The sequence below is a fragment of the Sphingobium sp. MI1205 genome, from assembly GCF_001563285.1.
GTDB lineage: Bacteria > Pseudomonadota > Alphaproteobacteria > Sphingomonadales > Sphingomonadaceae > Sphingobium.
Map to the genome: position 1 here is coordinate 2,192,704 of NZ_CP005188.1, position 23,018 is coordinate 2,215,721.

The window sequence follows — 23,018 nt, forward strand, 5'->3', positions numbered from 1 at the left end:
GACGACGCTTGCATTTCAAGCGTTCAACGATAGCTAGAGGGCTGCTCTTCACCTGATGGCTCGCCATGTCCCACCAACCTGTCCCCAGATACGCTGACGCCGACCCTGCATGGATCGCAGCACATTCCCATGTCCAGCGCGTGCCGAGCCGTGAGCTAACGCTCTTCATCCAGCGCGATTTCCTGACGCCAGAAGAATGCGCGGGCCTGATCGACCGGATTGAGGCCATCCGCCGACCCTCCACCATTGCCGATGCCAATGGCGATACCAGCTTTCGTACCAGCGAGACCTGCGACCTCGACCGCGCCGATCCATTCATCGCCGCGATCGACGAAAAGCTCGCGGCCTTTGCAGGTATTGACCCCGCCTATGGCGAACCGATTCAGGGCCAGCGCTATATCGTGGGACAGGAATTCAAGCCGCACACTGACTATTTCGAGCCGCGCGGTCTGGATTTCGAGCGTTATTGTTCGGTCGCGGGCAACCGCACCTGGACGCTGATGGTCTATCTGAACCAGCCCGCAGCGGGGGGAGCAACGCGTTTCGTCAAGATCGGCAAGACGGTCCAGCCCGAAACCGGCAAGCTACTCGTCTGGAACAACCGCCTGGAGCCGGGGAAATATAATGGCGCCAGCCTGCATCACGGCATGAAAGTGCGAAGCGGCGTCAAGCACATCATCACCAAATGGTATCGCGAACGGCCTTGGGCCTGATCGTCAGCGCCAGAAGCGCTTGGCGTCCGCCAATTCCTTATGAGCGTCAGCGGCGGCGGCGACGCGTTTCTTCTTGCCGACGCCACCCTTGGCCCCTGCCACATCGTCGGTCAGCCCATATCGGGCCAGCAGGCTGGGCATGGTCACCAGATCGTTCAGCGCGCCCAATTCGTCCTGCAACTCTTCCAGAACCTCGATGTAGCGGACATATCGCCGCCGCTCCTTCTTAGTCCCGGCGAATAGCTCCGCGAAAAATTCCGACGCGTAACGCAGCTTCTTTGCCTTCTTCCGGACTTCATGACGCCGCTGGTCATCCAGCGTCGTCATCCGCCGCCCATGCTTCACCACCCAGCGATGAAAATGCTGCAAACGGTGCGCCGCAAACTGTTCTGCGGGTTCATCGCGCATTTGCCGCATCTTCGCATCCGCTTTTCCAGCACCAAGGGCCAGCCATTCCACAAAGTCGATCATCATGCCGCGCACACGCCGGGAATCGAGTGCCTCGACTACGCGGGCATGAACCGGTCCGCGCACCTCATCGATCTTGTCATGAAGCTGCCCCGCTTTGGTCCTCTGTATCAGTACGTCCAGATCGCGCGCGTCGCCCAACAGCCGCGCCAACCAGCGCAACTCATCCTGAAAACGGGTAACATCCGCCTCGACAAGCATTGGCTTGAACAGCGTCAGCGCCGATCGCAGCCGCCGCACCGCGACCCGTGCCTGATGCAGCGCCTGCGGATCATAATGGTCGAGCAGCAGATCTTCGTTCAGCCGATAATGCCGTACGCATGCCCGGGCGATAGTCTGAAACGCGTCAACTGCACGGCCTCCGACCTTCAACGACACTCTTTGGGCTTTGAAACAAGCGGGCGCGGCCTCCAGCAGCCGATAGCCCCGCTCGGATTTCGCGGCCACGCCCAAGCGCACCGGCACCATCGCTTCGATGCGCCGCGCCAACGCGAACAGCGCGGCAGGTTCGCCAGCCTTGCGCTCCAGTTCGATCTCGCAGATCGGGGCTTGTCGGTCGCCTGCGCGCACCATCCCCTGATCGAACACCAATTCAGTCTTCGCCCGACCCTCGCTGATCAGCCAGGTCCGTCGCTCGACATCGACATGAAACGCAGGCGCTATTGCATCTGCCGCTTCGCCGAGCGCCGCCGCGATGGGCGTGCGCGTATCGAGTACCGGCTCATCCTGTGCGACCGGCATTTCCCATTCCGCCCGCGCAAACAATCCACCGCCGCTATCGCCTTGATCGGCCTTCACGGTCTGGATGCGCTCATCCCCCGAGCGGCGTATGCGCAGCGTATAGCCCAGCGCCTGAAGCTGCTTATCGGGCGTGTCGAAATAGACCGCCTCCAGCATTGCCCTGTCCCCCTGCGAGGGCAACACCGCCGAGCGCTCAAAGGCGTCCACCGCCCCTTGCGGCAACTCCAACTTCAGCTCGACTTCCTGCTTCACCTTGGCCGTCTCCGCCTTTTAAGCGGTCACCTAGCATATCCCGGTCAAGCGAGCGAATCAGCATGCGAAAGGGCCGACCCGCTTGATGCGAGCCGGCCCTCTCATCGACGAACAAGCCGATCAGAATGCGACAGTCAGAGAAGCCGCGATGGTCGTACCGATCTTGTACCGGTTATAGAACACCTTGTTCCCGTCCAGTTCCTGGAACTCCTGGAACTTGCGGCCCATGATGTTGCGGACCTCGAACTTGAACTCGCTGTTGACGCCGCCCGGCAAAGTCACCCCTTGCCGCGCGACGAAGTCCAGCGTGACGCCCGGCTTTTCCTTGATATCCGGCTGCAGGTTGGGACCACGGCTGGTGACGCGCGGACTGGCGTAGGTCAACAGTAGCGTCTGCTGCGACAGCTTGTCCGTATCCTCCAAACCGATCTGGAAATTGACCAGATGGTCCGACTGTCCGGTCAACGGCACGCCATCCTGGAAGAAGTCCGACGCGGCTGGCAACGGTCCGGTCGTGTAGCTGTAGGGGATGGTCGTATCGCCGGCCCCGACCTTCAACTCCGACTGAGTATAGGTGTAGTTGCCGATCAGCACGATCCGGCGGCTCTGGAAGAAATCGCTGTCCGACCAGCCGTGGAGGGGCAGATATTTCTGCGTCTCAACTTCAAACCCGTACAGCGTAGCTTCCGGAGCATTGGCGAAGCTGGTCGTCACCGTGTAGGTGTCCGTGATCGTCGTATAGGTTTCGATCGGGTTCTTGATCTTCTTGTAGAAGGCCGCCGCCGTCAGCCGCTCGTCACGTCCCATATACCATTCCGCACGCAGGTCGGCGTTCCACAATTCGCTGTCCTGCAGGAAAGGGTTACCGCGATAGAAGCGGTTCGATTCAGGATCGAGGAACGGCTGCGCAATCAACTCCCGGAACTGCGGCCGCGCAATCGTCTTGGAACCGCTCAGGCGGAACTGCAGACCCTTTGCGGCTTCCAGCGTGATCGTAGCGGCAGGCAGCCAATATTCTTTGCGGATCTGGTTGAATGGCGTGACGCCGGTGTCATACACATCAAGACCCGTCACCGACTGGCGACCCTTTTCAAAACGCACACCTGCGTCGAAGGACAGGCCGGGCAACACCGACGCCTTCACCTGCGCATAGCCCGCATGGGTCCGCAGCGCGGCGTCGTAGACCGGATAATTGCCGGAAAATTCCAGCAGGCCGATGTCATACAACTGGATCGAGGCATCAGACAGCAGATAGTCTGGACGCAACTGTTGCACCGCCAGGGGCAGGTTGACGGCATCGAAATGCAGCTCATAGCGCGAAGATGTGCGCTTCGTGTCACTGAACGCATAGCCAATGGTCGCCGACAGATCAGGCGAGAATTTGTAGCTGAGATCCAATCCCGCAGACCACAGATCTTCATTCAGGTCGCTGAAGGTGACCGAAGCATCGCCACGCTGACGATTGAGCGCGTTGACGAAGCGGTCGCCAACCGGATCGACGGCCGTATCGACATTGGTGCGGACATAGACGAATTCCCGCTCATAGGGCGCCTCTCGCTGCGAATTGGCGTAGCTGCCCCGCACATCCAGGCTCAGGTCACCGAGCTTGAACTCGCCCGCAAACTGCGTATCGATCAGCTGGCGCTCATACCATGCGGTCTGCTGCGTCATATAGTCCGCGCCCTGGATCAGCCCGTCATTCTGGCCGATCGCCAGCGCGCTGCGCTTCAGAGTGTCGCGGATATAGATGTTGGTCCAGCGCAGCTTCTGGTCGCCCAATTCCAGGCCGACGCCCAACAGGCCGTTGACCGTGACCTCATTCTCGGTGCTGATCTGCTGGTTGTTCCGGCCAGCACCATTCGCCACATCCAACGAAGCCTGCTGCAACGTGTCGCGCGTGCGCCATTTATTATTGTAGGACGCTGTCGTCAGGATACCCAGACGCCCATCGCTGCCTATGTCAAATGCGGTGCCGCCATTCAGCGAAGCGGAAAAGTTGAAGGGCAGGCTGTTGGTGCGCTGCACGACCGACGTATCGCTGTTCTGGAACTGCATGGCGATGCCACGCAAGTCGGCGCGATCCATGTCGGAAAACGGCACTCCGCTGTTGAAAGCCTGTTGCAGCAGCGGCGGCACATCACGCGTGCCGTCATCAAAGCCGGTCCAGTCCGACTTTGCGCCATAATGTGTGTAGCCAAGCTGCCCTGACGTTTCGGTATTGGCCGAACTGCCCAGTCCGATTTCAAGATAGCTTTCGACCGGGATCGCCTTGGTCGTCAGGTTGATGACGCCACCGCCGAATTCACCGGGGAAGTTGGGCGAGAAGCTCTTTTGCACCAACGTCGATGCGATCACGCTGGTCGGGAAAATATCCAGGGGCACCACACGCTTGAGCGGCTCAGGGCTTGGCAGAGGCGAACCGTTCAGCAGCGCCAGCGAATAGCGGTCGCCAAGGCCACGGACATAGACGAAGCCGCCCGAGGCAACCGACAGACCAGTCACGCGCTGCAGCGAGCCGGCGATGTCGCCTTCGCCAGTGCGCTTGATATCTGCGGCGGAAAGGACGTTTACCACCTGCGGGGCAGCCTGCGACACATTGCTGGTGCGGCGGCCCGTGACGATGATGTCCGATCCGGGGATCGACACATCGACATTGCCGGTCTGCGCGTCGGCCTCTTCCGAAGCACTCGGCACGCCGGATGTCGGCGCGCTGTCGGGTGAAGTTTGGGCCATCGCCGCCGGGGCGGACAACGCGGATGTAATCAGGAGCATGCGCGCCAGGCTAAGCGGCTTCGACATGGCTAAAAGTCCCCCTTGGGAAATTTGGAAGGTGCAAAGAAGGCGGGGAAGCGCATCTGCCGCTCCCCCGCCCCTGTTGAGGTCAGGCCGCCGATCAGGTCGTCGGAATGGCCGTGCAGTTGCCGCTGGCGCTGCCGAAGCTGGCGGTCACCGAGTTACAGGTCCATCCGGCATACCAGGTGTCGTTGCTGTCCTTTACCGCGCCGACATAGTTGGTGGTGTCGAATGCACTGTCGATCGTCTTGGGATCGATCGCCGTCAGCGCGGTTTCCGTCGCGCCATTGATGAACAGGCTCGTCAGCGACGGGGTGTAGCTGATGGTGCTGTTCGGACCGGCTTCGAAGATCGACTGGACCGTTGCTGCGTCGACACCACGGTTGCCCTTGTAAGGCGTGCTGTTGCACTGCATCGCCACGGAGATGTAGCGCGGCTTACCAGCATCCTGCAGCGCAGTGTCGGCGTCACGTACCGTGGTCGTGCTGTCGATGCGCAGGCAGCTGTTGGTCGGAGCCACGATCAGGCCGTTCACCAGCGTCAGGTCCGCACCGCCGCGCAGCAACATAGCCGTGCCATTGCTGCCGGTGGTCGAACGATGGATGTAGGTGAAGTTCGCCATCTTCAGATACTGGCGGGGCAGCGCGTCTTCGCTGTTGTTGGCCTCGGCTCCGCCATTTGAGTCGGTTTCGAGGAAGCCGTCACCAATGTCATTGTTCGCGCGCTGGGCGCTGATGACATATTGAACGGTGCCGCGATAGCCAACGTCGGAGTCGAAGTTATCGTCTTCGTTGCCGGTCAGGACCAGATGTTTGAAGTGGACGTTGCCGCCAAACGCTTCGATGCCGTCGTCCGAGCTGTTGTGAACCTGGATGTGGTCCAGCTGCGTGCCGGAACCAACACCCGAGGGGGTCAGGCCCTGAAGTTCGCTGCCGCCAGCCAGGGCAAAGCCCGAATAGCGAATTTGAACGTAGGACATGCGGCCGGAATTATCGGCATCGTTCGCACCACCATAAAGCGCGCCGTTGCTGCCTTCCGTGTCGCGTTCGCACGCCGCGGTGCCGGGCGCTGCGCCGGGAGCGAGGCAGTCGGTTATGCGTGCACGACCGAGAAGTACGACGCCGCCCCACTGCTGCGACGTCTGGTCATCGGCAGTGCCAAGAACGTTGGATTCGCTGGTGAAGATGATCGGCTGCGATGCGGTGCCGACTGCATTGATCCGGTTGCCGCGATTGACGGCCAGATAGGCATTGCCCGTTGACGCAAAGACCACGACGCCAGGATCGACGTTCAACGTGACTTCGGTGTTGGTGCTGGCGGCGCCCTGGTCGGTGCCGACATCCACACGGCCCGGCAGCGAATAGATCACGCCGGCGACCTTCGGGATCGTCGTGGTTTCGGTGAAGCGCGCGGGGAACCCGCAGTTGCGCCAGCTGTTGCCATTATTGTCGGAAATCGTGCCCCGGTTGGTCAGCTGAACGGCGCCCGGAATGGTCGGGCAGTCAGCAGCCGCCGTCACCTGACCCGGAGTAGGCGTCGGAGTAGGCGTCGGGCTCGGGCTAGGCGTCGGCGCGGGCAGAACGATCGTTCCCTCGCCGGGCGAAGCTATGTCATCTGCACCGCAAGCGCTCAGCGCCGCACTGGCGCAGCCCGCCATGAGGATGGTAGTGATACGGTTCATCTTGGCCATGTCGTCTCCGCTCCGGCTACTGCCGGCTTGTGTTAGGATGCGGAGCGAAGGGGAATCACGAATCGGACAACGCCCCCTGTCGCCCTCGATGGCCGCAGCTAGGGGTGGCAGATGACAGGGACATTTTGTTTCGATGACGAACGCGTGACTCGAAAATGACAATTTCGAGACTTTTATGCCGATTCAGTGACACATGTGATTTTCACAATGGCAGAAAAAGGGCGCCGCTCTCTCGAACGACACCCCTTTTCCGCTGCAATTGAGCAGGCGCGCCTCAGCGCATCGCATAACTCGCCTCAAGTCGACCAAGCGCACGGCGGGCGACTTCCCGCGAAGATGCTTCCGTACCATTGGCGAGCACCAGCGCCGACTCCGGCGCGAAGCGGGCAGCGACATAGGCCTCGCGTGCATCCTTCATCCGGCCCAGACCGGCATATGCGTTACCAAGATTGATGAGGCGCGCCGGATCGTTCGCGCCATCAGGCCAGGCAGCAGACAGGCGGTCGGCCGCTTTGTCATAACGTCGGGCCAGCAACGAAGCTGCCGCCAGATCGCCGTCCGGAACCCCCACCACAACAACTTCGTCCGAGGCGGCCAAAGCCGGAACCGAAGCTATCGAAGCCAGTATCAAGCCCATGGCAACAGCGCCCTTCACCATCCCGTGTCTCCCGAAAAAACTCTCCAATGTAGCGCTGATTATTTCACTATGATGACAGAAGGACAAGATCAGGAACAACCTCTCAAAAGGTTTTTACCCCTTTAAAAACAACGTACTAATATAAATTCTTTTTACTGTCATAAAACTGTAATTGAACGGTCTTGGAGATATGGTCCCGAGTCGAATCTGCTGGACGCCTCGAATGACCGCACGGCGCTGTCCCGCCGGAAAGCGGAAGTGGAAGATCGCCGATACAGAAAGGTCCGGAGGATTCTGTTGCCCGGCTCCTCCGGAAGCCGCTGAATTCCCTTCTGTTGCCCGGTGGGTTCAACCGCGTTCTTTTTGAGTAATGTCCGGCCGTGAGGCCATCAATTACGCAGCAAGAGCAAGAGCCTCGTTATCGTTGGCACTTGTAGGTTTCGAACCTTTTTACGGCGTACTCAGGCCGGGTGAAGGCAATCGCTTTTCAACACACGTCGATCCTAGTTCGGCCCCGTCAGACGCCCCGGCAATGCGGGACATGTGGTGGAGCCGCCGGGTACTGCCCCCGGGTCCGCTGCGCCTATTGCACGATACGATTTATCACCATAGCCGGGCGAACCCGGCACCAGCGCATATGGGATAATGCGCCGGCTTTTTCAAGCGGGTCAGGCAGGCACCTGATTGACGGTGCGTGGCTCGGCGGCTGGCAGTCCGCTGGCCTTGGCCTGCGCCATCAGTTCCTCCTTGCGGGCCATCATCCGGTCACGCAATTCCACCAGGTCAACATCCGTCTTGCGGCACTGGGCGAACATGCCCTCTGAAGGCTGCTCCTCTTCCTTCACATGATGCTTGATCTCTTCGGACAGCACGGTGACCTTGGCATCGTAGAAATCATCGTCGGGCGACCCCGCCTCAATGTCGTTCACCAGCATTTTCGCCCCGTCATGCTCGACATAGGCTTCGTCGAGCGTGTCATCTTCTATCTTGCCGCGAAAGGTAGGATAGAAAATCTCTTCCTCGATCATCGTGTGGATCTTCAGCTCGGTGCATATCTGATGCGCGATGTCCTGCTTGCGGCTTGCCGCCTTCGCTTTCTCGAACTGCTCGAACAGGTCTTCGACCTTGCGGTGGTCAGCTTTCAGCAGGGCAATTGCATCTGTAAACTCGGCTTTGGCCATTTCCGTCCTCCTCAAGAACAAATATGCTCATGAAGCGGCTGACAGCGCTGTCGGTTCCGGCCCTCACATCATTCTTGGCCAACATCGGGAAGACGAAAGCCGCCTACGCCGATTCTCGTTGGCCGCGCGCATCTGGCGCACTATAGCCTCTGCCCCATGATCCTCGTCATAGACAATTACGACAGCTTCACCTGGAACCTCGTCCATTATCTGATGGAACTGGGGGCAGAGGTCGAAGTAGTCCGCAACGACGCCATTTCGGCGGGGCAAGCCATGTCTAGCGGCGCCAGCGCCTTTTTGCTGTCGCCCGGTCCCTGCACACCTAATGAAGCGGGCGTCAGTCTGGACCTCGTAGGCGCCTGCGCCGATGCGGGGACCCCTCTGCTAGGCGTGTGCCTCGGTCATCAGGCGATTGGCCAGCATTTCGGCGGTCAGGTCGTGCGTGGCGGCCTGATGCACGGAAAGACATCGCCCGTCACCCACGACGGCACGGGCCTGTTTGAAGGCATTCCTTCGCCCTTCACCGCCACGCGCTATCATTCGCTTATAGTCGAGGACATTCCGCAAAGCCTTGTGGTCAATGCGACCAGCGAGGACGGCTCGGTGATGGGCTTCCGTCACCAGAGCCTGCCGATCCACTCGGTTCAGTTCCATCCGGAAAGCATCGCGACCGAATATGGCCATGAGATGCTGGCCAACTTCATGCGTATTGCGGGCATTCCGGTGCGAAAGCGGGTAGCCGCCTGATTGTCGTTCTTCGCCGATGCATGATCGAGATTTTCGCCGCCAGGCGGGGTTGAGCGTGTCGAAACCCTCGACTCAAGCAGCGCAGATTGATTAAGGCACAGGCGATGACCCGCCTGCCCGATCCCGCAACGCCACTGAGCGCAACCGAGGCCGCCCGTGCCTTCGATCTGCTGTTCGACGCCGATCTGGCCGAAGCGGACATCGCCACCTTCCTTCTCACCATGGCGCACCGGGGTGAAAGCGCGATCGAGATCGCAGCGGCCGCCCGCGCCATGCGCGCGCGCATGATCCCGATCGCCGCCCCCGCCGGCGCCATTGATGTATGCGGCACCGGGGGCGATGGCCATCATACGCTCAACGTCTCGACTGCCGTGTCTCTAGTGGTCGCGGCGGCAGGGGTTCCGGTCGCCAAGCACGGCAATCGCGCCGCCTCGTCCAAGGCTGGGGCAGCGGATACGCTGGAAGCCCTTGGCCTCAACCTCGATCGCGCCGCCGAAACCGCCGAAGAAACCCTCGCCGATCTCGGCATCTGTTTCCTGTTCGCGCAAAAACATCACCCGGCGCTCAAGCGCTTCGGCCCTATCCGCAAGGCGATGGGCCAGCGGACCATCTTCAACCTGATGGGCCCGCTCGCCAATCCAGCAGGGGTCCGCCGCCAGCTCGTCGGTATCGCCCGCCCGGCCTATGTGCCGATCTATGCCGAAGCGATCGCCGACCTGGGCGTCGATCGCGCCATGATCGTCTCGGGCGATGAAGGGCTGGACGAGCTGTCCCTCGCAGGTGGCAATGACGTCGCCGAAGTCACCGCACAGGGCCTTGTCGCCATGCGTCGCATCACATCTGCCGACGCCGGGCTTCCCACCCAACCCGTCGAGGCGATCCGTGGCGGAGACCCGGCCCACAACGCCGCCGCGCTTCGCGCGCTGCTTCAGGGAGAGGAAGGCCCTTATCGCGATGCGGTGCTGCTCAACGCCGCCGCCGCTCTCCTGGTGGCTGACGCCGTTGCCGACCTTCGCGAAGGCGTCGAAGAAGCGGCCGAAACCATTGATCGCGGGCTTGCCAATGCGCTGCTCAATTGCTGGATTGCCTATTAATGACCAACAAGCTCATCGAAATCTGCGACACGAAGCGGGAGGAGGTAGCGCGCCGCAAGGCGGCGATCACCGTATCCAGCCTTCACGCGCGCGCCGCTGAACAGACGCCGCCGCGTGGCTTCCGCCAGGCGCTGGACAGCGCCGCCCGCTCAGGCTTCGGCCTCATCGCGGAAATCAAGAAGGCGAGCCCGTCCAAGGGGCTTATCCGGGAAAATTTCGACCCGCCTGCCCATGCGCAGGCCTATGCAGCAGCAGGCGCGGCATGCCTGTCGGTCCTGACCGACGAGCCCTATTTTCAGGGGCATGACGATTATTTGATGGCCGCCCGCTCTGCCTGCCCGCTGCCCGTGCTGCGCAAGGATTTCATGGTCGATCCGTGGCAGGTCCTGGAAAGCCGCTCGCTGGGCGCGGACGCCATCCTCATCATCGTTGCCGCCCTGGACGACGGCCAGATGGCGGAGATAGAGGACGCAGCGCTGGGCTTGGGCATGGACGCCCTTGTCGAAGTGCATGACGCCAGCGAACTTGAGCGCGCACTCAAGCTGCGCTCGCGCCTCATCGGCGTCAACAATCGCGACCTGCGTGACTTCAGCGTCGATTTCGCCCGCACTTACGAACTGGTGGGCCAAGCCCCGGAAGGCTGCACCTTCGTTGCCGAAAGCGGGCTTGGCAGCCATGCCGATCTGGTCGCCATGTCGGATCATGGTGTCCGCTGTTTCCTGGTCGGCGAAAGCCTGATGCGCCAGCCCGATGTCGAAGCCGCGACCCGCGCGCTTCTTACCGGCAAATGACCAATCTCACCCATCTTGACGAGGACGGCTCGGCCCGCATGGTTGATGTCTCGGCCAAGGCAGTGACGAGCCGGGAAGCGATCGCCACCGGCCATATCGCGATGAGTGCAGAAGCCGCCGCCGCCATCGCGCAAGGCCTGGTTAAAAAGGGAGACGTCCTCGCGGTCGCTCGTGTCGCGGCGATCATGGCCGCCAAGCGCACCGCCGACCTCATTCCCCTTTGTCATCCCATCGCGCTTAGCTCCGTCAGCATAGACTTCGACCTTGAACCCGCTGGCGTCACCGCAACCGCGACCGCCAGAACCGCCGGACAGACGGGTGTGGAGATGGAGGCACTCACCGCCACATCAGTTGCGCTCCTCACCATTTACGACATGGCCAAGGCGCTGGATAAGGGCATGACCATCGGCGGCGTTCGGCTGCTCGCCAAGTCGGGGGGCAAGTCGGGCGACTGGCGCGCGGCATGAGCCTGCTCCCGGTCGCCGAGGCACAGACGCGCCTGCTCGCGCTCGGCGGCCGACTTGCCGCCCAGGACGCGCCCGTCTCCGCCTGCGCAGGCCGCTGGCTCGCCCGCGATATCCACGCACTGCGCGATCAGCCCTGGGCCGACCTTTCCGCCATGGACGGCTACGCCATCCGCGCCGGTGAATGGCCCGGCCCCTGGCGCGTCACAGCCGAAAGCTCGGCGGGCGGCGGCCTCCCCCTGCCCCTGGCTCCTGGCGAAAGCGCCCGCATCTTCACGGGCGCGCCATTGCCGCCTTGCGCCGACACCGTGCTTATCCAGGAGGATGCCGACCTTGTGGAGGGCCTTCTCCATCCACGCGGCCCCGCCTTGTCGATCGGACGCAATGTCCGGCCAGCAGCCTCCGACTTTCAAAAGGGCCAGCCGCTTCTGGCCGCAGGCGCTGCTTTGGGCCCGGCGCAGGTAGCACTTGCCGTTCTGGGCGGTCACGGCAGCCTACCGGTGGGCGCCCGCCCTCGCGTGGCGCTGATCTCCACCGGCAATGAACTTGTGCCCCCGGGCGCCCCGACGCCACCCGGCCGCCTGCCTTCATCAAACGCGCCCATGCTTGGTGCGATGCTGGGTAGCTTGGGCTGCGACATTCTCAACATCGGCATCGTGCCTGACGATCTCGATCTGATGATCCAGGCTCTGGAGCAGGCCAGTCAGGCGGACATCATCGTCTCCACTGGTGGCGCATCGGTGGGCGATCATGATCTGGTTCGCCCCGCCTTCGCCGCCGCCGGAGGTAATCTCGATTTCTGGAAGATCCGCATGCGTCCGGGAAAGCCGCTGATGGCGGGGAAGCTGCGCGACGCCATTTTCCTCGGACTGCCCGGCAATCCAGTCTCCGCCTTCGTGACGGCGACCCTGTTTCTGCTACCCCTCGTCCGGCACATGGCGGGGGCGGCCGATCCACTGCCGCGCATCGCCAGCGCGACTTTGGCCGCGTCTCTGCCCGCTACCGGCGAGCGCGATGATTATCTCCGCGCCTTCCACACGAACGATGGGTTAATTGCGGTCATTTCGCAGGACAGCGCTGCGACCGCCGCCATGGCCCGGGCGGACAGCCTCATCGTGCGCGCCGCAGGCTCTGCTCCAGCGGCGGCTGGCGACCAGGTGACTGTCATTCCACTTCACGCATGAAAAAGGGGCCGCATGGCGGCCCCTCCCAGTTCGCAAACCGGACGCTGGTTCAGCGCTGTTGCTTGCCTTGATCGCTCTTGTTCTTCTGGGCGTCGCCCATCTGACCCTGGCGATTTTCCTGCTGCTGCTGACGGCCGGTCTGGCTCGAACGATCGCCACCTTGCTGACGGCGCTGGCTGCCGTCCTTGTCGTTCTGATTAGGCATGTTACTCTCCTATTCACCCTCTTTGGGAAGGCGGCGATAAAACGGCCGGGCGGCAGGTCCGTTCCTTTCGTTACGCTTGGCGTAAGCCTGCTTGACTTCCCCGTTTTCGTTTCCTAAGTGTTCTCCATCCGTTCCATGGAGGACAAGCAGGCATGCTGACGCCCAAGCAACAGGAATTGCTCAGCTTCATTCAAAACAGGCTGGAGGAAGGTGGCGTTTCACCATCTTTCGAGGAGATGAAGGAGGCGCTCGACCTGCGGTCCAAGTCCGGCATCCACCGGCTGATCAACGCACTGGAGGAACGCGGCTTTATTCGTCGCCTGCCTAATCGCGCGCGAGCGCTGGAGGTGCTGAAGCTGCCCGAAGCGATGCATCGTGCGCCCAAGGTCGTTGCCCAGCCAAAACCGCAGTTGGTCACAAGGCCGCCGATCGCCGCGAATGACGTGATTGAAATCCCGCTTCACGGCAGGATCGCAGCCGGCGTTCCGATAGAGGCGATGGAGGGACAGAATATGTTGTCCGTCCCCGCCGCACTGCTGGGCGCTGGCGATCATTATGCCCTCGAAGTCTCGGGCGACTCCATGATTGAGGCGGGTATTCTGGATGGCGACTTCGCCCTGATCCAAAAGACCGAGGTCGCGCGCGAAGGACAGATCGTCGTGGCCTTGATTGAGGATAGCGAAGCCACGCTCAAATATTTCCATCGAGAAGGGCAGAAGGTTCGGCTCGATCCAGCCAACAGCGCCTACGAGCCGCAAATCTATGACACGCGGCAAGTGCGCATTCAGGGCAAGCTGGCGGGATTGCTGCGCCGCTACAACTGATCGGAACGGCGGCGGCGCCATCGTTTTGTAGGTTGAGCAATCCAGGGGTGCGCGTCACCGGCAACTTTCGCGGCCCGCACCTTGCCCGCGTCCAGATCGATAGCGAGACCGCCTGTCCGCGCCAACAACCGCCGGTCGGCTTTCAACCAGCGTGGACGACACCATGACGGCAGGCGACGATCGGCAACGACGATATCCGCTCGGGCGCAGTCCCCTGCCAGCGTCGATTTCGGCACCAGGTCGCCGGTTCGCGTCACCAGCAACCGCCAAACCCGGCCGCCTGCCGAAAGGGCGACCATACAAAGATCTCTTGAGCAACTGGCTTCTGGCAAATCCGCCATCGCGGCAAGAGCGCCTTCATACCCTGCGCTTTCCGCCATCATGTCCCGCACATAATCGCCCGCCCGATCCCGCAGGATCGCCATGCCGCCGTCTGCGCTCCGCACCGCCACATGGCGGCCATCAGCGGTAACGAGAATCTCCGGTGGGGACGTTGTCACGATGATCACGATCCCGACCGCGACCGGCGCCAGTCCGATCCAACGCCAGCGACCTCGCCACAACAGGCAGCATAACCCACCCAACACAATCATGCCAAAGACAGCGTTGGGCACCACCGGCGCAGTAACGACCGCCCACGGGCTCGCCGCCACGGCATGCGCTATCCACAGCAATAGTTCGAGAGCTTGGCCGTTCAACCACCAGGCCGGAGCGCCCACACCGACGGCGTCCAGCAATAGCGCCAGCGCCTCCAGCGGCATGACGACGAAAGTGGTCAGGGGAATGGCGATCAGGTTCGCAAATGCGCCCATCATGCCCGCCTTGTGAAAATGGAACAGCGCGATGGGCGCAAGCGCCAGTTCCACCGCGAACCCGGAAAACAGCAAGATGGCAAGTGATCGCCCGAACTTGCGCAGCAGCCCCTCCTCCCGCGCCGCCGCAAATGCGCGAAACCGGGGATGTTCGCCCAACGCAACCAATGCGATCACCGCGCCGAAGCTCATCTGGAAGCTCGGCCCGGCAAGCGCCTCCGGCCACAAGAACAGCACGATCAGCGCGCCCGCAGCGATCAGGCGCAAAGTGATCGCCTCCCGGCCCAGGGCAAGCCCTCCCAGCACCAGCAGCGCCGCCACGCAGGACCGGACCGTCGGCACTTCCGCCCCCGTCAGCAATGTGTAGCCGACACCCGCCAGTGCGCCGCCGGCTGCTGCAATCAGCATCAGCGGCCAGCCGAGCGCCGCGCGACGACTCAACGCCATGACCCGCATCAGCAGGAAAATGACGGCCCCGATCAACGCAGTGACGTGCAGGCCGCTGATGGAAAGCAGATGGGCAAGGCCGCTGCGGCGCATCGCCTCTGCATCCTCTTCAGCTATGGCGCCCTGATCTCCGGTAGCCAAGGCGGCCGCAATGCCAGCCCCATCGCCGTCCACCTTTTGCAATATGTGGGCGAACAGACGGTTGCGCAGTGGCGGCGCTTCTTCCGACGCCCTCAGCACGGCGATCGGCTTGAGCGCACGACCAGTGGCCCCTATTCCCTGGAAATAGGCGCGGCGCGCGAAATCATAGCCGCCTGGCAGGCTGGCTGGCGCGGGCGGCATCAAGCGCGTCCGAAACCGGATGACGGCGCCGCGCCCAATGCCCGCAGGCATATCGGCTGCGGCGATATTTACCCTGATCAGAGAGGGCAAAGTTGCCGGATCTATCGGACGGATCGACACGCGACTCAATTGCTGCGCGGGCACGGCGTTGACGGACATGACCTCACCGGTCACCTCCAGAAAGACCGCCCTCGGCAGGGGCGGCGCGCCAAAGATGGTCGCTTTGCCCCATATCAACAGGCAGCCTGCACAGGCCAGCAAGCCCGCCAACACCAGCATCTGACGCAGGCGCGCGCCCATGGGAAAAACCAATCCGCCGATTGCCAGAGCCACCGCACCGCAACAGAAAGCAAACCATTCCAGTCTGTTAGGAAGAGATAGCCAGGCGGCAATGCCAATCCCGACCGCTACCGGAACCCAAAGGCCAAGCTGTTCGCGCTCCGCTTCAAGTCCCCGCTCCACCCGTGCGAAAAGCCCTTCCCCCGCACGCCTGATATTCCGGCAGACGGAGGTTTGTCGTGGCTCAAAAGCCATGCTAGGGGGCGTCGCGTTCATGAATGAGCAAGGCGGATGTCGGGGAATAGGACTGTGAGTGCAACGGGTTTGAACAAGCAAGTCGTAACCCGTTTTGCGCCATCGCCCACGGGCTTCCTTCATATCGGCGGCGCACGCACCGCTTTGTTCAACTGGTTATTCGCTCGTCACCATGGCGGCAAGTTTCTGTTGCGTATCGAAGATACCGATCGCGCGCGCTCCACTGAAGAAGCGGTTGCCGCAATCTTCGATGGTCTCGAATGGCTTGGGCTGGGCGGCGATGAACCCACTGTGTTCCAGTTCGAACGCTCCCAACGTCATGCCGAAGTCGCCAATCAACTGCTGGCGGGCGGGCATGCCTATCGCTGCTACGCCACACCCGAAGAACTTTCTGAACTGCGCGAGCAGCAACGCGCCGCCAAGCAGCCGATGCGCTATGACGGACGCTGGCGCGACCGCGATCCTTCCGAAGCGCCCCCAGGCGCACCCTTCGTCATCCGCCTCAAAGCGCCTCGCGAAGGCGAAACGGTGATCGAGGACGCGGTGCAGGGGCGCGTCGTAGTGCAGAATGCAGAGCTGGACGACATGATCCTGCTCCGCTCCGACGGGACACCCACCTATATGCTCGCCGTGGTGGTCGATGACCATGACATGGGCGTCACTCATGTGATCCGCGGCGACGATCATCTAAACAATGCTTTCCGGCAACTCGGAATCATCAAGGCCATGGGCTGGGAAGAGCCGGTATATGCGCATATCCCGCTGATCCATGGGTCGGACGGCGCAAAGCTGTCCAAGCGCCACGGCGCACTAGGCGTCGATGCCTATCGCGATGAAATGGGCATGCTTCCCGAAGCGGTCCTCAACTATCTGCTGCGCCTAGGCTGGGGATATGGCGACGAAGAAACGATCTCCCGCGATCGCGCTGTCGAACTGTTCGACATTTCCGGCGTCGGCCGCTCGCCTTCCCGCTTCGACATCAAAAAGCTGGAAAATCTCAATGCCTTCTATCTGCGCGAAGCTGACGACGCCCGTCTCGCCGCGCTGGTGCTGCCCCGAATTTCCGCGCGCTTGTCGATAGTCCTGCCGGACCACTCCGATGCGCTACTTACTCAGGCGATTCCCTCGCTAAAGCCTCGCGCCAAGACACTTAACGAAATTGCCGAAGGCGCGGAGTTTCTGTTTAAAAATTGCCCGCTGGATTTTGACGAGAAGGCCCTTGCTCTGCTAGACGACTCGGCGCGCGAGCTGTTGGGCAAGACAGCCGACGCTCTCGATGTCGTCCAATCCTGGACCGTCGAAGCGATTGAGGATGCGATCCGCCGCGTCGCAGAGGATGCCGGTCTGGGGTTGGGCAAAGTCGCCCAGCCGCTTCGCGCGGCGCTGACCGGTCGCACGGTTTCGCCAGGAATTTTTGATGTCCTTTTCCTCCTTGGAAAGGACAAAAGCTTGGAGCGGCTTGCAGATGCCCGAAACGGCATCGCCAGCTGATGGTAGTTAAGGAGAACGAGATGTCGGACAATAATGCGACTTTGACGGTCGGCGGCGATGCTAAGGAATATGGCATCCTCAGTGGTTCGGTCGGCCCCAAGGTTATCGACGTCCGCAAGCTCTACGCAAACACCGGCATGTTCACTTATGATCCGGGCTTTACTTCGACCGCCAGCTGCGATTCCGGCCTGACCTACATCGATGGTGATGAAGGCGTACTGCTGCACCGCGGCTATCCTATCGGCCAGCTCGCCGAACAGTCCAGCTTCATGGAAGTCAGCTACCTGCTGCTGAACGGCGAACTGCCGTCCAAGAAGGAACTGGAAGACTTCACCTACACCATCTCGCGCCACACCATGCTGCATGAGCAGCTGGCGACCTTCTACCGCGGTTTCCGTCGCGACGCGCACCCGATGGCGATCATGTGTGGCGTGGTGGGCGCGCTGTCGTCCTTCTATCACGACTCGACTGACATCAACGATCCGGAACAGCGCAAGATCGCCAGCCACCGCCTGATCGCCAAGATGCCGACAATCGCGGCCATGGCGTATAAATATTCGGTCGGACAGCCTTTCGTTTATCCCAGCAACGACCTTTCCTACACCGCCAATTTCCTGCGGATGACCTTTTCGGTCCCGGCTGAAGAATATGAACCCGATCCGGTGGTCGTGGACGCCATGGACAAGATCTTCATTCTCCATGCCGACCATGAACAGAATGCTTCCACCTCGACCGTGCGTCTCGCCGGTTCCTCGGGCGCCAATCCCTTCGCCTGCATCGCGGCCGGCATCGCCTGCCTCTGGGGCCCGGCGCATGGCGGCGCGAATGAAGCAGCGCTCAACATGCTGCGGGAAATCGGCACCGTCGATCGCATTCCGGAATATATCGCCCGCGCCAAGAATAAGGACGATCCGTTCCGCCTGATGGGCTTTGGCCACCGCGTATATAAAAATTACGATCCGCGCGCGACCGTCATGCAGAAGACCGCGAAGGACGTTCTGGCAAAGCTGGGCGTCACCGATCCCATCTTCGACGTCGCGAAGGAGTTGGAGCAGATTGCCCTCAACGATCCTTACTTCATCGAAAAGAAGCTTTATCCGAATGTCGATTTCTATTCGGGCGTGATCCTTTCGGCGATCGGCTTCCCGACCGAGATGTTCACCGTTCTTTTCGCCCTCGCCCGCACTGTCGGCTGGGTCGCCCAGTGGAACGAGATGATTTCGGACCCAGCGCAGAAGATTGGCCGCCCGCGCCAGCTTTATACAGGTCCGGCACAGCGGGATTACGTGCCCGTCAGCCAGCGCTGATCCACAGTTTCAATGGCATGAAGAAGAACGGCGCCTCAACGGGCGCCGTTTCTTTTGCCTGAACTAGAGCATGATCCGATCATATTGAATCGGATCATGCTCTATATGTCCTTGGTTTTACGCATTTTCCAAGCCAGCAGGTGATGCCACCTGCTTCGAAAATGCTCTAGCCGCCGCTGTTGGTGGGCAGCGTCAACGTGAATCGGGCGCCGCCGCCCGGCGCCTCATCAATACGAATATCCCCGCCCATCGCCAGCGCGAGCCTGCGTGAAATATAGAGGCCCAGGCCACTTCCACCCGGATCACTGCGGCCCAGCCGCTCGAACTTATGGAATATCCGCTCCCGGCTGCCCTCAGGCACGCCCGCGCCCTGATCCATCACCGCAATCCAGGCAAAGCCGTCATCGCGGCCTGTCTCGATCCGTACTTCGCTGTCCTCGGGCGCATAGCGCACCGCGTTCCCGACAAGATTCATCAGTATTTGAAGCGCCCGCCGGAACTCGCCGGTTGCCACGGCCGATTGGTCGGCGGCCGGAGCGACAATGCGGATCTTGCGGTCCATGGCCTTGACCACGAACAGCCCTGCCGCGCGCCGCCCGATATCCGCAAGATCGACATCTTCGGTGGCCACGGTGAAATCCAGCCGGTCGATCGCCTGCAAGTCCGCCAGATCATCGATCAGCGCCATCAAGTGACGTCCAGCCGCTGCAATGTCCGACGCATAACCGGCATAATCGGGGCGCAACGGCCCGTCGATCTGCGCGTTGATCGAATCGGCATTGGCGATGATCCGCCCCAGTGGCTGTCGCAGCGAGCGGTCCAGCCGCCGCCCGAACTCGGCCGGGTAGATGACAACTGCGGGTGCCGCCGGAACATGTGGTGCCAAAATGGCGCGATCCAGGGGAAATGCCTTGCCACGATAGCCGAGCAACTGCCCGGCAAGATCGAACATCGGAAAGCCGGTCAGGCGAACGCATTGTTCTGGCTCCGCGATCAGCGTGGCGATCTGGTCGCGGAACGCGCGCCGCTGCGCAAAGCCCCGCAGGATCGGCAAATCGCCCTCCTCGTCTGGCCGAAGTTCAAAATAGCTGGTGAATCGGCTGCCCGCTACGGGAGGGGCTTCAGGCAAGGCGCTCTCCGCCCCTACCCCTTCCAGCACCATCTGAAAACGAAGCTGAGTATCGATCTGCCAGGTCCAGCCTTCCGCAACAGCGGCAATATCGGCGTCCCGCCGCACGCCATCCATTGGAGCAGTGGCAGCGGGCCGTTCATTCCATTCGATGACGGAAATCTGCACCCCGTCCGCTTCGGGCCGCGCCCGGACCCACATTTCAACGTCGCCGCGTTCGGCAGCGGCAATCACCGGGCGCGAGACGGTGACACCCAAACGCGACGCCAAACGCGCGATCGCAGCCAGTTGCGGGATCGCCAGCACCGCTCCCACGTCGGAACCCGCTTCTCGCTGAAGGCCCAGCAATGGCGCATCTGCGCTCAGCAGCAGCCCATTGGCCGCTACCGTCGCGCGAATGATCGCGGGATGCGCCGGCATATTCATCAGATGGTGACCTGCCGCAAATGATCGAGCTTCGCGCGAAGCGCCCGCGGCGCGCGCAATGCATTTACCAAACCGTCCGCCTGCGCCTCTGTCAACGCCTGATAACGCTCCGCCTCGATGATGATCGCCGCGTCGGTGAGCGATGGCCGCACCGGCCGCAGAGCCAGCAACAGATGTCGGTAATCTGCGTCCGACCCGCCCAGGGAACGGCACAAGGCGGCCAGTTCCGCAACTGGGCTCATCACCAATATGTCGGCGACATGCGCGCAGTCCATGCGCAACCGACGCGCGGTCAGGGCCGCGAACAGCAGGAAGCGCCGCTGCCCCAGCGCCGCACCCAGCAATTCGGGCGCGTCCGCACGCTCGCCCAGACACCGCACCAGCCGCTCCGCCGCAGCGATCGGCCCCCTGGTTTCGTCATGTTCCGAAAGCAGCGTCCACCCCGCCTTTTCGAAAGCTGGCAGCATCATGTCGGCGTCGGTTGACGCCGATCGCTGCACCAGCGCCATGATGGATGCAGCAGCTGTCCACATCAACTCGGCGAAATGTTCGGCGGGAAGATCCGGCTGCATCGGTTCGTCCTCAGCGCCGGGTGCCAGCCATCTACCCTCTGCCTCGGCCAGCGCAACGAGCGCTTCGGCAACGGCGGCATCATTGGTCGGCAGGATGGTTTCCGCCTCTGACTCGTCAAGTCGGTCATCAGGCTGCCCGAACTGCCGCAGCAGCAACGTCACGCCCGCACGCATCTGCATATGGGCTAGCAATGCCGGACCCAGCAGCGTGGGCTGCGCGCAGATGGTGGGCCAGCAGATCGCCTCCATTCGTGGCGCCAGCAAGGCGGCGACCTGGGGTTGCTGCTCCAGCGCGAATCGCAATGATCGCTCGATACCGGTCACGCAGGCCCCCAGGTGCCGTCGCGTCTCCGCCATCAAGGCATCATGGCGTTCGCGCCCCTCATTGGGGAAGAAAATCGCCAGATCAATGGCATGGCCAACGGGAACGGCGGACATGCCGGCCAGGACGGAAGCCGTCGGCCAACTGTCAGCCGCGGTCGGCCCGGTAAGGAACGAAAAGGCGCTCATGTCGGCCAACATAGCCGCACGTCCTTAAAATGCACTAAACCCTAAGAGGGAAATATTTTCAGGCGCGCTTGAGCAGGATGATGGCGCCGACCGAGGCGATGACGGCCAGCATTGCCAGCTCGAAACCCAGGCTGGTGGCGCCAAATATCGCAGTCAGCAGCAGCAGGAGAATCGCGCTGGCGGGCGTGAAGATCATCCAGGGTCTCGCTGCTCCCGTCCTGCGCCAACGGTCAGCGAGCTGGACGATCGCCAGCAACAACGCCAGGCATGTCGCCATCACGCTGCCCCCCGCCAGGGATATCCCCCCAACCGCGAAAAAGGGCACGACGAAGGCGGTCCACCCGGCAGGTGGCGATCGCAGCGCCAATTCGTCCAGCCGATCGGCAATCTCCGCCAGCCCAAGCGCCAGCAAAAGCATCAGGAAACCGGCGGCCGGCCAGAGCAGCTCGATCGGCACCAATGATATCGCGCCCAGCGCCATCGCCGCTATCCGCACCTGTGTCGCGGGAACCTGCGTGCGCATCAGCGCCGGGCTCAACATACGGGCTGCCGGGCACAGAATATAATGCTCGCCCGCGCCCCGCACTCGTTTGGCCGTCGAACCTGCGGACATGACCGCCTGCGCCACCAGGTCGGCCTGCGCCTGGCCATCGACCAGTGCGACCCGGCCGGTCATCAGGTCATCCTGCGGCACGGTAACGCGCCGCGCGCCACTTTGCACGGCTGCCCGCACCAGTGTCAGGGAAAGGTCCCAGTCGCCAATCATGTCCAGCGTGCCGAACAGCAGGTCCGGGCTGATCCGCGCCAGTCCCGCCCAGCGCTGACCGGCGTCTATCCGTTCCAGCGGAGCGCTGGCCCGGCTGTCATCCGTCACCAGCAGCGCATTGCCTTCCCGCTCGGCGATGGCGTCGAAATGAGCCTGCGCGACGATGATGCCGTCCGCCACCAGCAGCACATCGCTATCCCGCGGCGCATCCCGGACCATGGAAACCATGTCGCGGACAAGCGCGACGGGGATTCCGTCCGCGCTCAACCGGTCGACCGCTTGCGACAGCGCGGGCGTGATGACGCTCACCAGTATCATGATGCGGTCCGCGCCTGCCCGCGCCGCCTGCCGCGCCTGATATTCGACCAGCGTCTGCCCCGCGAAATGCAGGCTCGCGCGGAGTGCCGCCGTGGAATCGCTGGACGCCCGGCTGGCGCTGATAATGGCCGCAAATGTCATGCTGCGATGGAACCGACCCGTTCTTGTAAACTCACGCCTTTTCGCAAGGCTGTCGCCATCGTGCAAGCGCGCAGCGAGTCAGCCCTGCTGAAGCCGGTCGATCGCCATCCGCAATTGCCGAAGAATCCGGGGATCGCCGCGAACGCAGTCGGCTGCTTCGTCGGCCAGCGCCATCAGATGCGTGAGGCCAAAACTGGCCGCCAGCCCCTTGAGGCGCCACGATGCCAGTTCCCAACTGGAATCGGATTGCGCCTTGCGCAGCAGGTCGAGCTGACGCTCTGCGCTCTCCATGAAGGCGACGCGCAAGTCCGCGATCAGCGCGATATCTTCGCCGACGGCGGCGGCAAGAGCGGCATTCAGGGCGCCAGGATCATAGGACATGGGATCAACGCTATCGGGCTTGCGTTAAGTTTTGGTAACAGGGCATTTTGTTGCGCGC

At 62.2% G+C, this 23,018-nt stretch carries 20 protein-coding genes and 1 other RNA gene; 9 read left to right on the top strand and 12 right to left on the bottom strand.

What is annotated here, in order from left to right:
* Window positions 1-65: 65 nt before the first annotated feature.
* Window positions 66-713 carry a prolyl hydroxylase family protein gene (locus tag K663_RS10635; RefSeq protein ID WP_062117149.1) on the top strand — a complete coding sequence of 216 codons (648 nt, stop codon included), beginning with the start codon at window positions 66-68 and terminating at the stop codon, window positions 711-713.
* Window positions 714-716: 3 nt separating this feature from the next.
* On the opposite strand, the gene K663_RS10640 is transcribed toward K663_RS10635, so the two are convergent.
* From K663_RS10640 to K663_RS10665, 6 genes are all read right to left on the bottom strand, one after another.
* Window positions 717-2,174 carry a CYTH and CHAD domain-containing protein gene (locus K663_RS10640; RefSeq protein WP_062117152.1) on the bottom strand — a complete coding sequence of 486 codons (1,458 nt, stop codon included), beginning with the start codon at window positions 2,172-2,174 and terminating at the stop codon, window positions 717-719.
* Window positions 2,175-2,294: 120 nt separating this feature from the next.
* Window positions 2,295-4,973, bottom strand: a complete 2,679-nt coding sequence (locus tag K663_RS10645) for a TonB-dependent receptor domain-containing protein (protein ID WP_062117155.1) — start codon at window positions 4,971-4,973, stop codon at window positions 2,295-2,297.
* 94 nt (window positions 4,974-5,067) lie between these two features.
* Window positions 5,068-6,657 carry a hypothetical protein gene (locus K663_RS10650; RefSeq protein WP_062117159.1) on the bottom strand — a complete coding sequence of 530 codons (1,590 nt, stop codon included), beginning with the start codon at window positions 6,655-6,657 and terminating at the stop codon, window positions 5,068-5,070.
* Window positions 6,658-6,931: 274 nt separating this feature from the next.
* Window positions 6,932-7,315 carry a hypothetical protein gene (locus K663_RS10655; RefSeq protein ID WP_062117162.1) on the bottom strand — a complete coding sequence of 128 codons (384 nt, stop codon included), beginning with the start codon at window positions 7,313-7,315 and terminating at the stop codon, window positions 6,932-6,934.
* Window positions 7,316-7,615: 300 nt separating this feature from the next.
* Window positions 7,616-7,961: a transfer-messenger RNA gene (ssrA, locus tag K663_RS10660) on the bottom strand.
* A 1-nt stretch (window position 7,962) separates the two neighbouring features.
* Window positions 7,963-8,475 carry a hemerythrin domain-containing protein gene (locus K663_RS10665; RefSeq protein ID WP_062117165.1) on the bottom strand — a complete coding sequence of 171 codons (513 nt, stop codon included), beginning with the start codon at window positions 8,473-8,475 and terminating at the stop codon, window positions 7,963-7,965.
* 156 nt (window positions 8,476-8,631) lie between these two features.
* On the opposite strand from K663_RS10665, the gene K663_RS10670 reads away from it, so the two are divergent.
* From K663_RS10670 to K663_RS10690, 5 genes are all read left to right on the top strand, one after another.
* Window positions 8,632-9,222 carry an anthranilate synthase component II gene (locus K663_RS10670; protein ID WP_062117168.1) on the top strand — a complete coding sequence of 197 codons (591 nt, stop codon included), beginning with the start codon at window positions 8,632-8,634 and terminating at the stop codon, window positions 9,220-9,222.
* A gap of 104 nt (window positions 9,223-9,326) precedes the next feature.
* Window positions 9,327-10,316 carry an anthranilate phosphoribosyltransferase gene (trpD, locus tag K663_RS10675; protein ID WP_062117171.1) on the top strand — a complete coding sequence of 330 codons (990 nt, stop codon included), beginning with the start codon at window positions 9,327-9,329 and terminating at the stop codon, window positions 10,314-10,316.
* Window positions 10,316-11,107: an indole-3-glycerol phosphate synthase TrpC gene (trpC, locus tag K663_RS10680; RefSeq protein WP_062117173.1), complete on the top strand. Its 792-nt coding sequence runs from the start codon at window positions 10,316-10,318 to the stop codon at window positions 11,105-11,107. Before trpD ends, trpC begins: the two co-directional genes overlap by 1 nt.
* A complete protein-coding gene (gene moaC / locus K663_RS10685) occupies window positions 11,104-11,574 on the top strand; it encodes a cyclic pyranopterin monophosphate synthase MoaC (RefSeq protein WP_062117176.1) in 471 nt (156 codons plus the stop codon). The genes trpC and moaC overlap by 4 nt, the downstream gene beginning before the upstream one ends.
* Window positions 11,571-12,755, top strand: a complete 1,185-nt coding sequence (locus K663_RS10690; protein WP_062117179.1) for a molybdopterin molybdotransferase MoeA — start codon at window positions 11,571-11,573, stop codon at window positions 12,753-12,755. The genes moaC and K663_RS10690 overlap by 4 nt, the downstream gene beginning before the upstream one ends.
* A 49-nt stretch (window positions 12,756-12,804) precedes the next feature.
* Here the strand turns inward: K663_RS10690 and K663_RS24645 are convergent, their stop codons facing one another.
* Window positions 12,805-12,960, bottom strand: coding sequence for a hypothetical protein (locus K663_RS24645; RefSeq protein WP_201026624.1), 156 nt, complete (start codon window positions 12,958-12,960; stop codon window positions 12,805-12,807).
* A 152-nt stretch (window positions 12,961-13,112) separates the two neighbouring features.
* Here K663_RS24645 and lexA point away from each other — a divergent pair, with 152 nt between their 5' ends.
* On the top strand, window positions 13,113-13,784 hold the full coding sequence (gene lexA, locus K663_RS10700) for a transcriptional repressor LexA (RefSeq protein ID WP_062117184.1): 672 nt from the start codon (window positions 13,113-13,115) through the stop codon (window positions 13,782-13,784).
* On the opposite strand, the gene K663_RS10705 is transcribed toward lexA, so the two are convergent.
* Entirely contained in the window at window positions 13,775-15,919 is a 2,145-nt protein-coding gene (locus K663_RS10705) for a ComEC/Rec2 family competence protein (protein ID WP_062117187.1), read from the bottom strand. The two genes, lexA and K663_RS10705, sit on opposite strands and share 10 nt — an antisense overlap.
* 36 nt (window positions 15,920-15,955) lie before the next feature.
* Here K663_RS10705 and gltX point away from each other — a divergent pair, with 36 nt between their 5' ends.
* Entirely contained in the window at window positions 15,956-17,410 is a 1,455-nt protein-coding gene (gene gltX, locus K663_RS10710; RefSeq protein WP_201026625.1) for a glutamate--tRNA ligase, read from the top strand.
* 20 nt (window positions 17,411-17,430) lie between these two features.
* Complete coding sequence (locus K663_RS10715; protein WP_062120740.1) at window positions 17,431-18,717, top strand: citrate synthase; 1,287 nt, start codon at window positions 17,431-17,433, stop codon at window positions 18,715-18,717.
* A 166-nt stretch (window positions 18,718-18,883) separates the two neighbouring features.
* Here the strand turns inward: K663_RS10715 and K663_RS10720 are convergent, their stop codons facing one another.
* From K663_RS10720 to K663_RS10735, 4 genes are all read right to left on the bottom strand, one after another.
* Window positions 18,884-20,272 carry a sensor histidine kinase gene (locus K663_RS10720; protein WP_062117193.1) on the bottom strand — a complete coding sequence of 463 codons (1,389 nt, stop codon included), beginning with the start codon at window positions 20,270-20,272 and terminating at the stop codon, window positions 18,884-18,886.
* The gene (locus K663_RS10725) at window positions 20,272-21,366 is read right to left on the bottom strand and encodes a DUF2336 domain-containing protein (protein ID WP_201026626.1); all 1,095 of its coding nucleotides are present in this window, start codon (window positions 21,364-21,366) and stop codon (window positions 20,272-20,274) included. The genes K663_RS10720 and K663_RS10725 overlap by 1 nt, the downstream gene beginning before the upstream one ends.
* Window positions 21,367-21,412: 46 nt before the next feature.
* On the bottom strand, window positions 21,413-22,579 hold the full coding sequence (locus K663_RS10730) for a hypothetical protein (protein WP_062117196.1): 1,167 nt from the start codon (window positions 22,577-22,579) through the stop codon (window positions 21,413-21,415).
* Between the two features lie 78 nt (window positions 22,580-22,657).
* Window positions 22,658-22,960: an Hpt domain-containing protein gene (locus tag K663_RS10735; protein ID WP_062117199.1), complete on the bottom strand. Its 303-nt coding sequence runs from the start codon at window positions 22,958-22,960 to the stop codon at window positions 22,658-22,660.
* Between the last annotated feature and the right edge of the window lie 58 nt (window positions 22,961-23,018).

What these genes read in the sequence shown, in the direction of transcription:
- K663_RS10665 (WP_062117165.1), bottom strand. Translation starts at nt 8,475, where the DNA reads ATGGCCAAAGCCGAGTTTACAGATGCAATTGCCCTGCTGAAAGCTGAC.
- K663_RS10715 (WP_062120740.1), top strand. Translation starts at nt 17,431, where the DNA reads ATGTCGGACAATAATGCGACTTTGACGGTCGGCGGCGATGCTAAGGAA.
- K663_RS10735 (WP_062117199.1), bottom strand. Translation starts at nt 22,960, where the DNA reads ATGTCCTATGATCCTGGCGCCCTGAATGCCGCTCTTGCCGCCGCCGTC.
- K663_RS10690 (WP_062117179.1), top strand. Translation starts at nt 11,571, where the DNA reads ATGAGCCTGCTCCCGGTCGCCGAGGCACAGACGCGCCTGCTCGCGCTC.
- K663_RS10635 (WP_062117149.1), top strand. Translation starts at nt 66, where the DNA reads ATGTCCCACCAACCTGTCCCCAGATACGCTGACGCCGACCCTGCATGG.
- K663_RS10705 (WP_062117187.1), bottom strand. Translation starts at nt 15,919, where the DNA reads ATGGCTTTTGAGCCACGACAAACCTCCGTCTGCCGGAATATCAGGCGT.
- K663_RS10720 (WP_062117193.1), bottom strand. Translation starts at nt 20,272, where the DNA reads ATGAATATGCCGGCGCATCCCGCGATCATTCGCGCGACGGTAGCGGCC.
- trpC (WP_062117173.1), top strand. Translation starts at nt 10,316, where the DNA reads ATGACCAACAAGCTCATCGAAATCTGCGACACGAAGCGGGAGGAGGTA.
- K663_RS10670 (WP_062117168.1), top strand. Translation starts at nt 8,632, where the DNA reads ATGATCCTCGTCATAGACAATTACGACAGCTTCACCTGGAACCTCGTC.
- gltX (WP_201026625.1), top strand. Translation starts at nt 15,956, where the DNA reads ATGTCGGGGAATAGGACTGTGAGTGCAACGGGTTTGAACAAGCAAGTC.
- K663_RS24645 (WP_201026624.1), bottom strand. Translation starts at nt 12,960, where the DNA reads ATGCCTAATCAGAACGACAAGGACGGCAGCCAGCGCCGTCAGCAAGGT.
- K663_RS10655 (WP_062117162.1), bottom strand. Translation starts at nt 7,315, where the DNA reads ATGGTGAAGGGCGCTGTTGCCATGGGCTTGATACTGGCTTCGATAGCT.
- K663_RS10730 (WP_062117196.1), bottom strand. Translation starts at nt 22,579, where the DNA reads ATGACATTTGCGGCCATTATCAGCGCCAGCCGGGCGTCCAGCGATTCC.
- trpD (WP_062117171.1), top strand. Translation starts at nt 9,327, where the DNA reads ATGACCCGCCTGCCCGATCCCGCAACGCCACTGAGCGCAACCGAGGCC.
- moaC (WP_062117176.1), top strand. Translation starts at nt 11,104, where the DNA reads ATGACCAATCTCACCCATCTTGACGAGGACGGCTCGGCCCGCATGGTT.
- K663_RS10725 (WP_201026626.1), bottom strand. Translation starts at nt 21,366, where the DNA reads ATGTTGGCCGACATGAGCGCCTTTTCGTTCCTTACCGGGCCGACCGCG.
- K663_RS10650 (WP_062117159.1), bottom strand. Translation starts at nt 6,657, where the DNA reads ATGGCCAAGATGAACCGTATCACTACCATCCTCATGGCGGGCTGCGCC.
- K663_RS10645 (WP_062117155.1), bottom strand. Translation starts at nt 4,973, where the DNA reads ATGTCGAAGCCGCTTAGCCTGGCGCGCATGCTCCTGATTACATCCGCG.
- lexA (WP_062117184.1), top strand. Translation starts at nt 13,113, where the DNA reads ATGCTGACGCCCAAGCAACAGGAATTGCTCAGCTTCATTCAAAACAGG.